At 37.3% G+C, this 16,108-nt stretch carries 8 protein-coding genes; 1 reads left to right on the top strand and 7 read right to left on the bottom strand.

Annotated elements, in window-relative coordinates; translation table 11 throughout:
• Window positions 1-17: 17 nt before the first annotated feature.
• The 3 genes from RHS_RS03305 to RHS_RS03295 all read right to left on the bottom strand — a co-directional run bounded on the left by RHS_RS03305 (window position 18) and on the right by RHS_RS03295 (window position 9,476).
• Window positions 18-4,559 (bottom strand): hypothetical protein, encoded by a 4,542-nt coding sequence (locus tag RHS_RS03305; RefSeq protein WP_047832299.1) that lies wholly within the window; start codon window positions 4,557-4,559, stop codon window positions 18-20.
• Between the two features lie 80 nt (window positions 4,560-4,639).
• Window positions 4,640-7,966 (bottom strand): hypothetical protein, encoded by a 3,327-nt coding sequence (locus RHS_RS03300; protein ID WP_047832298.1) that lies wholly within the window; start codon window positions 7,964-7,966, stop codon window positions 4,640-4,642.
• Between the two features lie 376 nt (window positions 7,967-8,342).
• Window positions 8,343-9,476, bottom strand: coding sequence for a site-specific integrase (locus RHS_RS03295; RefSeq protein ID WP_044297570.1), 1,134 nt, complete (start codon window positions 9,474-9,476; stop codon window positions 8,343-8,345).
• A 386-nt stretch (window positions 9,477-9,862) separates the two neighbouring features.
• Here RHS_RS03295 and RHS_RS03290 point away from each other — a divergent pair, with 386 nt between their 5' ends.
• Complete coding sequence (locus RHS_RS03290; RefSeq protein ID WP_047832297.1) at window positions 9,863-10,603, top strand: LytTR family transcriptional regulator DNA-binding domain-containing protein; 741 nt, start codon at window positions 9,863-9,865, stop codon at window positions 10,601-10,603.
• 5 nt (window positions 10,604-10,608) lie between these two features.
• On the opposite strand, the gene RHS_RS29995 is transcribed toward RHS_RS03290, so the two are convergent.
• The 4 genes from RHS_RS29995 to RHS_RS03270 all read right to left on the bottom strand — a co-directional run bounded on the left by RHS_RS29995 (window position 10,609) and on the right by RHS_RS03270 (window position 15,906).
• Window positions 10,609-11,475 carry a sensor histidine kinase gene (locus RHS_RS29995; RefSeq protein ID WP_395021117.1) on the bottom strand — a complete coding sequence of 289 codons (867 nt, stop codon included), beginning with the start codon at window positions 11,473-11,475 and terminating at the stop codon, window positions 10,609-10,611.
• A gap of 1,182 nt (window positions 11,476-12,657) precedes the next feature.
• Window positions 12,658-13,569: a helix-turn-helix transcriptional regulator gene (locus tag RHS_RS03280; protein WP_242849024.1), complete on the bottom strand. Its 912-nt coding sequence runs from the start codon at window positions 13,567-13,569 to the stop codon at window positions 12,658-12,660.
• A gap of 178 nt (window positions 13,570-13,747) precedes the next feature.
• Entirely contained in the window at window positions 13,748-14,890 is a 1,143-nt protein-coding gene (locus RHS_RS03275; protein WP_027292344.1) for a glycoside hydrolase family 88 protein, read from the bottom strand.
• A gap of 20 nt (window positions 14,891-14,910) precedes the next feature.
• The gene (locus tag RHS_RS03270) at window positions 14,911-15,906 is read right to left on the bottom strand and encodes a glycoside hydrolase family protein (protein ID WP_395021115.1); all 996 of its coding nucleotides are present in this window, start codon (window positions 15,904-15,906) and stop codon (window positions 14,911-14,913) included.
• Between the last annotated feature and the right edge of the window lie 202 nt (window positions 15,907-16,108).

Raw genomic sequence — 16,108 nt, 5'->3', positions numbered from 1 at the left:
CTTTCCAACACTCCTCTCTAATTTACAATTATAGCTTCCAGAAGCTCCACATCCTGTGGAGTAATACGAATAGTTCCGGTTGTAGCTTCACTGTTCATATCGCCCATTATTTTCTGATAGGCATACTGGTCAAGTTTCACACCTGGGTCACCACTTATATATGCTTCCAACATTACTATATCAGAAGCCCTGATATTACCATTCAGATCCACATCTCCTGAAGAAATAATAATACAGGAGGCCTGGCTGTTTTCATCTCCATTATAACTAATCGTCAGTTTCACAATCCCAGACATTGTCTTCTTTGTATTAGCGGAAATTGTCAAATTATCGGCTCCAGGTTTTGTGATACTTATTGGCAGTTTTTCAATATCAGCATCATTGATACCTTCCTGTAACACTTTGCCTGACCAGTCATAGGTATAATTTCCTGAACTTCCGGTTCTGGTATAGCGCTCATAAGTATAAGTCATCTTTTCCAGATCCTCCAGCGATGCATCTTCTCCATTGATTTTTATCTTCGGCAATGCTTTGCTGTTCACTTTTCCTGCTTCATTTTTGATTTTTAACAATGCATCATTGCCATCCTCAAAACCGTCAAATTTAATATCTGTTTTTGCATCTTTCCATATTGCTTTCAAAGTTATATCCTGAGCCGGCATTATAAAGGTATCTTTGGGATTCAGTTTTGTGGTACTTGTTCCGTTTACAGTAACCGCTGCGCTGCTTTCCCAGTAGTCAAAAACCTTGTCTGCAGGAGGTATCATATCTGCACTTTCTCCAACGGTCGCAGTTGCTCCTTCTTCATAAGTCTCAGTGAGCGGAATCCCTCCGGTCCCTCCATTGAAATTATAAGAAACCTGATAACCAACTCTTTCTCCTAAAACTATGTTACCTATGCTGTCTTTGCCGATCTTATGAGGATAAACCAGTGCATTATCATATTGAGTCTCATCAGCCTTTGATTGTGTTCTGAAATTCAGTAACTTATCACCCAGAACATTTTGAACCTTCTTTTCATTCCATTCACCCAGTTTTAATTTCTTAGTAGATTTCATGCTTCCATTCGCTGCAATACTAAGAGGATACGTATTGTTATGGTCTGTTCCTTCCGATTTATAAATATATAATCTGCTTTCATCACTGGTGTTCACAATACTGCCAGCCAATCTGTCTGCCACTTCTCCTGATGCACCCGTATGACCTAACCTCAGATCTCCACCTTCCATTTGCAAAATACCGGCTCCGTTTGTATAATTGCTTCCTGAAATTATAAATTTGCCATTAATAACATTAAACAAATCTCTCCCCGATGCCTTATCATCTGCAGTACCTTTAATATTTACATTCAAATTAGCTGCTTCTATACCACTTTCAATATTCCCACCTGATCCAATTATGTTTCCGGTAGTTAAATTCAAAACAGCTGTTTTTCCTGCTGCATTCTGAACTGTTTTATTGTAAGTACTATTTTTATCATCGTTACCATGTGCAACAATATAATTAACTGTTACATCTTCCAAATTTATTTCTTTATCGCTTTTAAGATACGTGGTACCTCCAGCCGAAAACATGATTCGATTCAGATTCACATCCTCACTTATATTATTAAGATTTAAAGTCAGCTTTGGAATTGCAGTCGCAGTTGTATCACCTGTAATTTTACTGCATCCAATAATATCCATTGGCTGTTCACTTCTATTTTTTATATTTGAAATATTAACTGTAATGCTATTTCCCCCTTCAGCGTTATATACAGAACTGCCAATCCCTCCGATTGCAATCCCTTTCGCTGTGGAATTTCCTGTAAAAGTCACTCCGGAAATATCAATAATATTCTGTCCATTTCCTTTTCCATATGGAGAAGTATAGGAATTTGCTGCTGATATCGTTGAGCTCTCATAAACGCCAATACTTAACTTTGTTTCGGGAATATCGTATGGTTCAACACTATTAAAAGTTCCATCTTCTACATTATAGGTAGTAGTCATACCATCCTTTGCATTTTTTCCATAGATATGATTTGGCTTATACGTATTCATACCTGTACCTACGATATTAGATGTAACAATGCTATTTTTAATACTTAGCTGGTTATTTTCACCTGATATTCTATTTGTATTCCCTGATGCGTTTTCATCAATTCCAGTCATTCCAAACAGAAATGCTCCACCCACCGTTGAATCAGAAATATTAACAAATAAATTTTCCTGTATAGTTCCTGCCATATCATCTAATGCCACTCCAAAAACAGAACCATTTACAATACTGTTACTGACATCCATAGTTAAATTATTGATATATCTTGGATCATTATCATACATCTCCGTTACACCATATAAATTTCCGCCAATGGCCGCATTTTCCATGAGAAATTCTAAATCAACGTAAGTAGTTCCCCATTCATAATGCCAGGCTCCTTGGAAATTGTCTCCACTAAATGCATAAAGTGATCCATTAATCTTTACCCCATTTTCACCAGGCGCAGCTCCTTGGATAACAGTTTTCATATATGGCATAGATACTACATCTGACCAACCGCCATTAAATACATTACCACCAATTATAACTCTGTCTTTTATAGTCAACGTGCTGGTACTTCCATCATTTCCCATCATCCAAGCATTTGGAGATCCCATATCCACGCCTTGTACAACCTGTACATCATCCTGAATTGTTAATGATGCATGAAATTTATAATATGGTGCTACTACGTTATACCACGCATTATCGCTTGCCATATCGCCTGCAACAACACCCATATCTTTTATCCAGCCATTTTCATAAGTATATTTAACCGTATCTCCAATAACTTTAACATGATCCTTAACTAGGATATTCATATTAGGCATGTGTACTTCAGGATTCGTTCCTCTAAAATGATTTGCACAGGTTCCAGCAATGACACCTGTTTTGGTATATCCTTGTACAAGAATATTAAAACCAGACACAGTACTGTTTTCCACAGCTTCACTATAAATAATATAGTCACCATTAGCTAATCCCGTTGCTACAATGGCACCTTCAACTGTAACATAATCTGAATCTGTGTCACTTGGGCTGCCCACAATAACATTCGTCTCCGTGTAGGCATGTCCTCTTCCCGCACCACCGGCAATAAAAAACCACGTCCCGCTATAAATTTCTACATTAGTGCTAGCCAATCCATCCTGATTAACAAATTTTTTCGCAGTTCTTCCATCATAGCTTCCATCTACGGCACCATATACTGTTGCATTTCCTGTAACTTCAACATCTTTTTCAACAATAAAGCTCCAGCCATTTGCCTGTATATTATTATCATAAACACTTCCATATGTATCACTTGCCCTTGTGGGAGTTTTTAATTTACAGCCAAATGCATCATTTTCATCTCCATGAATAGTTACATGTGCCCCAAACCTTGTGTTTTTTCCCAATTCTAAGGTAAATGCTGTAGAACCACTGCCATCGCTTCCCGTTGAACAGAAGGTTAATCCCCATTGAACAGCCGGTATTGCATTTGCTCCATTCAGTTGTCCGCTCCAATCTCCTGCTATACTTAAATCACCATTGTGCAAATCAATAATATATTTACCGCTATCATGATTATTGGTTGCTGTATATCCAGGATTACCTCCGTTTATATTACTAATATTATTACCATAACTACCATTTCTATCATAATTTAAAATCTGTACAATCCCATACTTACCTGCAGTTGTATTGCTCCAACTATCAGACCCATCAACATATATCTTTTCACCATTCCCCAAATCTCTATATACATTGTACTTAAAACGATTAACTACAAATTCTGATCCTTTAGATAATGTAGAGCTTTCATTTTTTACCAATGGGAAACTTTTTTCTTCCTGATCTGCTGCCTCTGTCTCAGCTATTTCACTTTCCACAGCTTCCGTTTCAGTTTTATATGTACTCTGTTCCGTTCCCTCTGAAACCTCAACGGTTTCATTCACTGATTCCCTTGTCTCAGTGCCCGTTTCAATAACCTCTTCTGTTTGATCATCTACTTCGCTTTTTATTAACTCAACTTTAAGATCGGTCCTAATCCAAAAATATTCAGTCAATTCCTTTTTTATATCTTTCAGATCCTCTGTATCCGCTTCTGTGTTGTCTATCTTCACTCCTTTACATAATTTCCAGATATAATATCTTCCGCCTTTTCCATCATACTTCTCTAGTCCAAAAGCCTCCATATTATTTAAATCATTATTATTCGGTTTTAAATATCTCACATCATTTGTTTTATCTTCTTTACTTACATATATCATCACATCTTTTTCATTAGCAGCTTCCAAATTCTCATACCCCTCTGAAGCAAGCTGCTCTGCTGCATTTTCAACACCCAATGACCATGCCTCATTAAATTCTTCGGAAGGTTCAAATACATCCACCTCTGTACCTGAATCATTGTATGTAAGCAATGTTTTATTTTCTGCACTCTGTTCATCACCAAGAGCATAAGCAATTGGTATTCCTCCTATGCAGATACACACTGTTAATAGATATGCCAATATCCTTCGTATATCAATTCTGCTGTTCTTTTTCTTCTTCATTTTCCTACCTCTGTATGTGCATTCTTATCGTTGATATAATATTCCTGTTTCTTATACCATTTGAAAAAAAGTCGCAGTACCTAATTTACTATAATTGCTTCCAGAAGCTCCACATCCTGTGGAGTAATGCGGATTGTTCCGGTTGTAGCTTCACTGTTCATGTCGCCCATTATTTTCTGATAGGCATACTGGTCAAGTTTCACACCTGGGTCACCACTTATATATGCTTCCAACATTACTATATCAGAAGCCCTGATATTACCATTCAGATCCACATCTCCTGAAGAAATAATAATACAGGAGGCCTGGCTGTTTTCATCTCCATTATAACTAATCGTCAGTTTCACAATCCCAGACATTGACTTCTTTGTATTCGCAGAAATTGTCAAATTATCGGCTGCAGGTTTTGTGATACTTACAGGCAGTTTTTCAATATCAGCATCATTGATACCTTCCTGTAACACCTTGCCTGACCATCCATAGGTATAATTTCCTGAACTTCCGGTTCTGGTATAGCGCTCATACGTATAAGTCATCTTTTCCAGATCCTCCAGCGCTGCATCTGCTCCATTGATTTTTATCTTCGGCAATGCTTTGCTGTTCACTTTTCCTGCTTCATTTTTGATTTTTAACAATGCATCATTGCCATCCTCAAAACCATCAAATGTAATATCTGTCTTTGCATCTTTCCAAATTGCTTTCAAAGTTATATCCTGGGCCGGCATCACAAACGTATCATTAGGATTGAGCTTTGTGGTACTTGTTCCGTTTACTGTAACCGCTGTGCTGCTTTCCCAGTAGTCAAATGCTTTATCTGCAGGTGGTATCATAGCAGCAGCGTCTACAACCGTTACTTCTTTTCCCTCTTCGTAAGAATTTGCCAGTGGTATGCTGCCTGTTGCTCCATTAGCGCTATAGCTTACCTGATAGTCCATCTTATCACCTAAAACATAGTATCCATCTGTTCCAGATTTTGTAACTGCTATCCCATAATTATTCTTCCGCAGATTAGGTCCCAGTTTCATGCCTTTTTCTTTAAATCGTTTCACATCAGCATAACTGCTTGTCAAGAATCTAGTGATCTTTTGTCCCTTTCTCAAGCCGGAAACAGCTTCGTCAACAACATCCAGCGTCAATCCTCCAAGATAATCACCTTTCAAGTAAATACCACTATAAGCTAGCGGATTAACGCGTAAAATACCTGTATTATCTGAAGAACCGACATTACGAAGTCCATAGGAATGCTGATATCCCATAACATTAAGGGATGCACCTTCAATAATATCAACATCTCCACTAAGATCCGTTGTATAAAGTACTCCATTTTCATTTACTGAATCATTAAGATCATTAGCATTTAAAGCATTATCACCTTTTTTATTTACAGTTGCCCCATTTCCAATGATCAATTTTGTATAAAAAACAAGCCAATTTGTTTCTAAATCACAGTTGATTTTTATAACAATCCCATAATTATCATCATCTTCTTTATATGGATAATAAGCAGTTGTACTTTTTCTTCCTACAATGCTTTCTGCAGAATTATCACCTACGCCTACTCCACATATATTTCCAATCTTCTTAACATTATTAATAATAAGTTCACATGGCATAGTATAAGTTCCATTCACCACATAAGCATTACCTGCACTCACATTTCCAAACGTAAAATCCGGTGCATCAATAACGGTTTTATATCCTTCTGGTACTAGCCCTGTTGATGATGTATAGCTGTAATAATTATTAATCTTACCAATTACTCCCGGATCAGCATAAACTTCAACGTTTACCTTGTCTGCATTAGAGTTCGAGTTGCGTAATGGTTGTAAATACACACAGGCAAATTCACCATAACCTTCTTTAACATCAATAGAAATATCTACGAGTTGGCTGGTAGACCCCTCTGCTGATCCATGAAGATAATCATAGCTGCCACCATATACACGCAAAAGTTGCTTATTAACAACAGTCTGATTATAACTCTTTGTGCCCGCCCACTGCCATTTACCGGTGTATATTGTAACTGAAGTATTATCTGTATTCATTTTTCTGTTATAATCTATTCCATATATGTTTTGCTTACCAGCATCACATTGCACGCCAGGTCCAATCTGAATACGATTACCGCTACCACCATTTATCTCACCATTTCGGACAAGTTTTATATTTCTTATGGTATATGGTATTTTCACTTCATATAAATGCATATTTTTTGTGGTTAGCGTTGGCACGCCTTCGGGTGGATTTTTTTTATATTGATTTAAGCTAGGATCTGCCTTATCATCTATAAGATCCGTATTATGTCCATACCCATCTGACGATAAGCTAAAACCTCCACCTTGAGCCGAATTTGTTTGCGTCTCAGTCTCATTTACATCTCCAGTAAATATCAATCCAGCACAGTTTTCTTTTGTAATACTATTCAAATCAACCTCACCAGAATTAATCGTAAATGTTATTCGAAAAACAGTATCCGGTGCCTTCACTCCCACTAGAGCTTTTAATGCTTCATTCCAATTATTATATGATGATGAATCGCCACTAATCGCATTACCAAAAATCCCGGGTTCTATTCGAACGGGCGGGTTAATATTATCTCTCGTTGCAGCATCGCCTAAATTATTGTCTGTTTTTTTCATTTCATTTAATACGTCATTTGTTATACTCTTGTCAGTTGTATTCAACTCTACATTTTCTTCTATTATTGCTTCTGTGTCATTTTCCTCCGTTACTACTTCTGTGTTTTGTTCTTCGGTATTTTCTTCTTCTGTATTTTCTAATACATTTACTTCTTTAAATTTTTCAGTTACTTTTTCATTTTCTTCTATAGAATCCAAAGAAACAACTTTACTTACTTCCAGGGTTATTGGTATGTCTGTACGAATCCATAAATAATGAATTGTTTCTTTTTTTACATTTTCTAATATTTCCTCTGTGTTTTGGTTTTCTTCAAGATTCGTGGAGTCTATTATATTAATTGTCTTATATAATCTCCATACAAAATATGTACCGCCTTTACCGTCATACTTCTCCAACCCTTGTTTTTCCATACTAATTATATCTTCAAGATCCGTTTTCAAAACACCTTCGTTATTACTTACATCTTCCTTAGAAACATATATCATCACATCTTTTTCATTAGCAGCTTCCAAATTCTCATATCCTTCAGAAGCAAGCCGGTCTGCCGCCTTTTCAAGCCCTATTGACCATGCCTCATTAAACTCCTCAGAAGGTTCAAATACATCCACCTCCGTACCTGAATCATTGTATGTAAGCAAAGTTTTATTTTCTGCACTATGCTCATCCCCGAGAGCATAAGCAATTGGTATTCCGCCAATGCAAATACACACCGCCAATAGATATGCCAAAATCCGTCTAACATTTTTATTATTCATCTTCTTTTCCATTCGCCTACCTCAACCATCTTTTCCTCTTCTCAATTTACTGTGTACTAACATAGAATTTCAAATAAAATTACCACTCACTAGTAAAAAAACACAAAACGACATTATTACTTCGAAAGTAAACATATTCATTTTTCTGCTCCCTCCTCATCGTGCGTAACCCACCACTGTATTTCCACTTAATTCCTACCCTTTCCATCATATTTAAAATGTGTTATAATAACCCATTAATATACGATATAATGGGATATACTAATCCCGCGGCACTTTTTAATTTTCATGAAATTACTGATTTCGCGAAATAGATCTGGTTTTCTTATAAATTAAAGGTTTCATCCATTTTAAGGCTGACGGCTCATGACGGCTTATATTTTTGGTTTTAAGCTGCCAATCGCTTCATCTTCTTCATAGACTGCTGAATATGTTCATTTGTAGAATGGCCATACCAATCCATAGTAAGCTTTGCTGAAGTATGACCCAGCAACTCCTTCAATGCTAAAATATCCCCCCCTCTTTCCATGAATCTGGTGGCAAATGTATGTCGTAACGTGTGAAAATGTACACCTTTTATTTTCAGGGATTTTGTTATTTTTTCAATATGATACTGCAGTACTCTTGGATCTATAGGCCTTTCTTTAACTCCAAACATAAAATTAGCTTCAGTCCCTTCATGTTTCTTTTTTAAATTAGATAGTAAACGAATCATAAATTCAGGCAATGGAATAAACCTTACAGAAGCCTGGGTTTTGGGTTTAGAATACAAAAGAGTTGTCTTATTATTCGTATTTCCATAATCATGAATTCTTTGTACTGTGTGTGTAATTCGCATCCCCTTTTCTAATTGGTCAAAATCTTCCCACTTCAATGCGCTGCATTCACCTACACGTAATCCAGTATAAAGTGATAGAAGAATTGCCAGATCTTTCTTTTTTGTCTCATCCAGTTTCTTTTCCAATGTCTTTTGTTCATGTATCGTCATAAACTTAGCTTTTTTCTTAGTTTCATTCTTCTTTTTAAATGGAATAGCCGGTACTTCATGAATTAAATTAGACTCGTAAGCACTTTGTAATGCTGCTATAAAACGTTTGCAAATACTATGAGAAGTTGCATATGAAATGTTCTTATCTAAGATATTCTGATACAGTTTTTTCATACTTTGTCTGTTCACTCCGACTAGCGGCTCATTTCCAATTGCAGGCAGTATGTGCCGTTCTATCTGCCCTCGGTATACAACATACGTAGACTCCTTTACATGAGGCCGTATCTCTTCTTCCAGCCAGTATTCCAGCCAGGTCCGCAGCTTCCCATCTCCAAATACCTGCTTCGTATCTTTTAATAATCCTGCCAGATTCTGATTTCCTTTATAAATTTCTAACCTTTTCTTAACCTCCGTATATGTTTTTCCATATACATAACTAAATGCTGTTTTTCCATTATCTTTTTTCCCGGTAACATATCTTCCTTCCCATCTTCCATCCTTTCGTTTATATATATTCTCTCCACGTCTTGCCACGTTATCTGTCCCCTTTCTATTTGACGGCTTATTGACGGCTTAAAAATTTTCATCTGATATTTGCTTTTGATCCATAAAGTCCATATATTTTTCTACTTGTCCATTAATCAATACATTTTTATTTAGATATTGACATTATTTGACAAATATGGTAGATTATTACCATAAACAGTGATATTACAAATGGTATAGATCATATTTAATATCACGAAATCAGTAATTTTGCGAACGGGTCATTGGTTTTTAATTCCGATGAATAGTTCGTTTTTTTATGCCTTTTCCTGGGTCATTATAATGAAATAAATTCTTATATGTTAAATCATGGTATAAGCGGTATTTCTTTTGCCCTAATTGGTTAATTGGTGATGGGAAGGATTTGTGGATTAATGATTACAGTGATTTTTTGCGATGATGAATTGAATGTTATACAAAGATATATTAAGTTGTTTGACAACATTAAAAAAAAGATAAATGAACAGATTTGTATAGAAATATATACCAGTGGTGAACAGGTATTATTTCATATTTCAGAAAGGCCGGAAGCGGTAGCTGTGCTGTTTCTAGATATTCAAATGACTGGTTTAGACGGCATTGCTACCGCTAAAACCCTTCGTAAAATGGGATGTTTTGCAGAAATTATTTTTCTTAGTGCTTATAAACAATATGTGTTCGAATCTTTTGAAGTACATCCATTTCATTATTTATTAAAAGATATAATAAAACCAAAGTACTTTGAAACTGTCTTCTTTAAGGCTTTGGAAAAATACAAACAACGGCGGGATCATTTTTATTCCTTTCGTACTTCTGATTCATTTGTTCATCTCGATATTGCACATATTTTATTTATTGAGGTTTATCAGAAAATGATAACCATCCATTGCCAGGATCAGGTTTATCGTTTTAGAGGTACGATTTCGAAGCTTTGCAATGAATTTATTCCCCATGGTTTTCTAAAACTCAGTCAGAGTTGTTTAATTAATTATGATTATCTGGATTTTATAAAAGAAGGTACCGCTTATCTTTCTACAGGAGAAGCTCTGCCTATATCGAGGCGGTACCGTAAGGATGTAAACACAGAACTCAACAGTCGGGTTTTATCAAATTATTCGTCTCTATATAATATATAGAAGGATTATACATTTTTTTCTCCACACTCTAAATGTACTTTTGCCAGACATCTGCCCTCATGGATACAAATATCAAAACTGCCTTGATAATTTTTCAAAGCTTTTCTAATGCTTAGTAAACCATAACCATGCTGCATGGAATTCCTTTTAGAGGTAACCTTAAAATTAACATACGGAGATTCCACCGTATTTTCAATCTGGATAAATAAAATTCTATGGCGATATACCATTATCATTGATATTTCTTTCGGAGATAATTTTAATTTTTCAGTTGCTTCAATGGCATTATCTATCAGGTTTCCCATAATAGAAATCCAATCATCATCTTTGATATTTAACTGGCGGGGTATTTCTAATTTAGTTTTAAAAGCTATATTTTTATTTTTTGATTCCATTTGTTTTTCTGTTAAAATCGCATCCAGTACAGGATTTCCTGTTTCAAAATATTTTTTCGGACGTTTCATTTCATTTATTAACTTTCCCATATAATTTAAGCATTCCTTATTCATCCCCTGTTCCACCATAGTATAAATAGATAACATTCTATTTTTCATATCGTGCCGAAAAACAGTCAGGTCTTTATAGGATTGTATCATTCCAGCATAATGCCGTACTTGTGTTTTTAAATGTATTTTTAATGCCTGATTCTGAACCTGCTCCCGGACTGCTCCCGAAAAAAAAGTGCAATAACGATTTAAAATAAAACATAATAATATAAAAATAGTGATATAACTTGATCCAACTCCTATTCCAAAACTACGGTATACCTTTGGATAGAAAAAAAATCCATCTATAATAAAAGTAAAAAAATAAAGGACCGATATCAGCTGCCTTCCTCTATCTTTCGATCTTATATGTGCTAATACTGCCATTCCAAGACCGATTGCGGCGGCTGGATACCAGACCATCTGCATGTCCAGATAACCAAATTTATGCGTAAATTCTCCCAGGGTTCCTATGTAAAATAAATACCTATAAAAAGTTGTTGTTGTTTTCAGAATTTTCCTCCACTTTTTGTTTTCCACATATCCTAAATATTGTATTAAATAAATAATGCCAAAATAGAAACAGAAATAATTGATATAATAGATTAATACATAATTATTGAGAAATTGCAAAATTAACCTGCATTCTGTTAGGAGCCATACACCGATACACATATATGCTTTTCCCACATAATTTCCCTCCTTAACCGGTATACAATAAAAAATATTTAGAATCGCAGATGTTATAATTGATATACTTCCCATAAGAAAAATCAAAATGCCAATTATAGATTGCGGCAGTTCCTTTTTTAACTGAGCTGTCACTATATCCGTCCTGTTACCAATTAATACGGTTGGTTCTCTCATATACGAGATCGGGTAACTAGAACGCATTTCCATTACCAGTTCCATACCATTATACTCTTTTGGAAGGTCTACAAACAAATAGAGCATCCTTGTGACCGGGAGTTCATGTGTGCCGCAACTAAAATAATATATTTCTTTCCCATCCAACATTACTTGTAATTTCGAATACGTTGAACCTATCAACAGACACGGGTTGTTGTACTCTTTCGCATTCAATACTTTACTAACTGTAATCCTGTGTTCTTTTCGATAACTTAATGTTTGTGATAAACCCTCTTTTTGAAAAGAGTCCCATACGACAAGCTCACTCTTGACTAGGGATTTCTTCATAACATCCGGCATTTTGCCTCTAAACGATAATCCTTGAACTAATAAAAAAATAAATATTACAAAAATAAAACCGGGAAATACTTTTCTTACCTTCACCATACTAGCCATAATCTATGCCTCCTAATTAATCTAATTTTTTGCACTGCTTATAGGAAAACCTTTTTCAAAGTATTCTTAGGTTTGCAGTACAAACAAATTATATAATAAAAAACACATCTTAATTGAAGTATGCCAAAGTGAATTTTCAAAAAACGCAGGTCAGATGCAAGTAAAGGAGCTTTTCTCCCTTTCCGCTTCTGCCTGCGTTCTTTTTACTTAATATTTGAACTAACCTGCCCTGTCTCTCAATCCACTAGTATAGCTGAACTAATCCTATAACCTACAAACCGGAACTGCCTGCTTCGCCCCCATGACCGTATTCGCTCCATAATTGAACTTCGGTGCCAGCGTGGAATCCAATTGATATCCATAAGCTTTCGCATTATACTTTTCAATGGCATATTGGACACTGTCAATAGCTACACAGAAATCCTCTTCCTTTTCATATGGTTCCGATTGAAAATAAAGCATTTCACAAGGTTCCAGTTCAACCACATCGCATCCATTTGGAATAGCTCCTGCATAATCGTAAGGCACTTCCACTCCTGCCGCTACGGCAGAGGTTCCTTCTTTCACCAGATGTGCCGGAAGTTCCAAAATGGCCGCCAGATCATATTTCTCAGGAATGCTGTTAAATAAACCTTCCCAATCACACCCTGCTTCCTGGCAGAAAGAAAAGTAATCCACAGCTGTTGCCGAACGCATCAGTATTATCTTTCTTTTTGGTCTTGATACTGCAGTAATCATACATAATTTCATTTCTTTACACATATTTCTGTCCTCCTTGTGATTAATTAACGTAAAATAATTTCGGATCGGGTACTGAACAAACAATGGAATAGGATCCGGTGAATTCCGGTACGAACTGGGCGTAACATGGAAAGCCTCCCAAAATGCCTTTACATATCCCTCATGGGATTGATAACTGCAGTTCAGTGCAATATCCAGAATTCGCTGGCTGCTATTCAATAATTCCAGGGAACTATCCGACAGACGGATTGCCCTGACGTACTCTTTCGGCGTCTTTCCGATAAACTCCTTAAATATTCTGTCTCCGTGCCTTTTCGAATATCCTCCGCAGGAATACATTTCTTCAAAAGAAAATTCTTCACTTTCCACATGATCCCGTATATAATCCTGCATCCTTTGTACAGCATTTACTTTTTCCATGTCCCACTGCTTCATTCCGATACCTCTTTCTCATTTTATATCTTTTCAAATTTATTTTCTTGAACTGATTGGACAAGATTTTTTCTCCTGCCGCTTCCTCTTTTATTATAATGCTTTTTCTCCTAACAGTGTTAAAAATTAAATATCATAAAGGCAAAGCAAAACCGGGCGCGTCCTGCGCCCGGTTTTATCCCTACCAGTAAATCTCCCAATCCTTTGACAATCTCGTAAGCAGCTCCATATAGAAGTAATCTCCCCAGATAACACATTCATCCACACCCCTTGCTGCACTTTCCGGGATTGGGTTATAAGGCGTGGATTTCGCATACACACCATGAAGCAGTAACCCGTTGGATTCCCTCACATCACGGACACTATAGTCTTCTGCCAGTGACTGCGCAATCTTCTCTGCAAATTCACTATATCTTTGAGCTTCCTCTTTTGGCAGATACTTTGCCATTTCCAGCATACCGCAAGCTGCTATAGCGGCCGCTGAGGAATCCCTTGGCTCCTCGCCATCCATAAATTCCAAATCCCAATAGGGAATCAAATCATCAGGAAGACGTTTGATAAAAAATTCTGTTACCCTGTGGAACAGGTCAATACATGTTTGATCTTTCGTATAGCGATATCCCAGTGCCATACCATATATTCCCCAGGCTTGTCCTCTTGCCCACGCGGATCCGTCCCGGTAACCCTGATAGGTACATCCCCGTACAGGAGCACCCGTTTTGGGGTCAAAAAAGAAGGTATGGTAAGTAGAAGAATCCGGGCGTATCAGATTTGCCATACTGGTTCTAGTATGTGCCAGGGCAATCGCCCGGTACTTTTCATCTCCCGTAACATCCGATGCCCAATATAAAAGGGGTACATTTAAAAGACAGTCAATAATCAGACGGTAATTTTCTTCCACTCCCATAGTGCCCCATGCCTGTATAAACTGTCCTTTTTCCTGAAAGCGTGTCAGGAGCTGGTCCGCTGCCAGAACCGCTGCCTTCTTAGCGGCTTCACTACCCGTTAATTTGTATCCGGCAACGCAGGAAAGGGAATAAAGAAATCCCAGGTCATGGTGATCCACATCAATTTTTCTTTCCATACGGTCTAAAAAGCTGTCCACCTCTTTTAAAGCTTCTCTTTTGAAATCCTCATTGCCTGTCCGCTCATATGCCAGCCAATACTCACCGGTACAGAATCCGGTAGTCCAATCCACATTCTTTACAGACGGATAAAAGTTATTCTCACTGCAGGAATGCCGGAAGCAATCTCTAAAGTTGTCCAGATTTTCATGCAATAGCGCACATGCCCGATCCAATGATTTATTTAAATACTCAGTCATCTATTTCCTCCATCTACTGTCTACGCTAATGGGATACATGCATTCCATGCCCGATTCATGGTAATAAAGTCTACATCCGTTCCGTCATTTGTGGCTACAAACAGATGTGTTGCTTCTCCATTTTCATCTATGAGCAGAAATGGCCGGTCCATATTTCCCATCTTCCGCACTTTTCCATCATCCCAAAGTATGTCACGGGTGAATGACGGTCCTGACCGGACATTCCATTTGACACCGTCTTCACTGGTTGCATATACACCGTCTCCGATATTTCCTGTATAGATGCCGTTAAAGTCTTTGGCAATCATGGCATACCCCGTGTCCGTTCTCCAGATAAAAGGATCTTCCACTTCACCGCCATCCTCAAATAAAGGTTTATCCGTGATTCTTTCATAAGGTCCCGACCAATGGGGTGCCCATGCTGCCCCTAATTTCATTCCGCTATACATCTCATTGCCTGATTTATATTCTCCATCAGGAGGTTTCTTCCAGCTTCTGGTCTTATATACTAACAGGCAGCTGCCATCCGGATTGATACAAGGTGCCGGATTAGAAGTGAAGAAATCATCAAAGTGTCCCGGGCGGACATCCAGTAAAGGGCGGTCAGAACGTTTCCATGGACCGAAAATGCTCTTTGACGTTGCCATTCCAATCCGCTTATTGCTGCGTGAGCAAATCCACTGATAGCTTTCAAAATTCAGGCTTCCATCCTGGGGTATATCCGGATATGGATATGTAGACCCCATGTAGAACAGTACGTAGGTATCACCATGCTTTTGAATTACCGGGTTGTGTGTAATACGTCCATCCCAGTATCCTGCTGACCTGGAGGGTAACACTACTTCCTCGAATATGTATGGACCCTCCGGCGTCCTGGATACAGCCCTGACAATTTCACTGTCGATTCCCCATCCCGGATGAAATTGATAAGTCTTTTTCCACCTGGAAGCAAACATATGGTAATTTCCATCTTCGCCTTTTATTACGCTTCCACACCAAACCCAGTAATCCTCCATGGAGAATCCACCCTTCAACGGTGCGGGTTTAAAAAATTTATGTAATTGACATTCCTCTCGTCTCATATTTATTCCCATTGCATATTGCAGGCAAGCCTGCAATACTGCCACAATTAAACAGGTTGAAAGAAACACATCGTGGCGTCCTTTCTGCATTGTAATTTTCTTTCAACCTTACCCTGCTTTTCAATCTTTATTTTAT

Origin of the sequence: Robinsoniella sp. RHS (assembly GCF_001029355.1) — a bacterium.
Classification (GTDB): domain Bacteria; phylum Bacillota; class Clostridia; order Lachnospirales; family Lachnospiraceae; genus Robinsoniella; species Robinsoniella peoriensis.
The sequence above is the reverse complement of the archived record's forward strand: the minus strand, read 5'-3'. Positions and strand labels throughout refer to the sequence as shown.

Coding starts and splice junctions, on each gene's coding strand:
- RHS_RS03290 (WP_047832297.1), top strand. CDS start 9,863: ATGATTACAGTGATTTTTTGCGATGATGAATTGAATGTTATACAAAGA.
- RHS_RS29995 (WP_395021117.1), bottom strand. CDS start 11,475: ATGGCAGTATTAGCACATATAAGATCGAAAGATAGAGGAAGGCAGCTG.
- RHS_RS03270 (WP_395021115.1), bottom strand. CDS start 15,906: ATGGAGGATTACTGGGTTTGGTGTGGAAGCGTAATAAAAGGCGAAGAT.
- RHS_RS03305 (WP_047832299.1), bottom strand. CDS start 4,559: ATGAAGAAGAAAAAGAACAGCAGAATTGATATACGAAGGATATTGGCA.
- RHS_RS03280 (WP_242849024.1), bottom strand. CDS start 13,569: ATGAAGCAGTGGGACATGGAAAAAGTAAATGCTGTACAAAGGATGCAG.
- RHS_RS03275 (WP_027292344.1), bottom strand. CDS start 14,890: ATGACTGAGTATTTAAATAAATCATTGGATCGGGCATGTGCGCTATTG.
- RHS_RS03300 (WP_047832298.1), bottom strand. CDS start 7,966: ATGGAAAAGAAGATGAATAATAAAAATGTTAGACGGATTTTGGCATAT.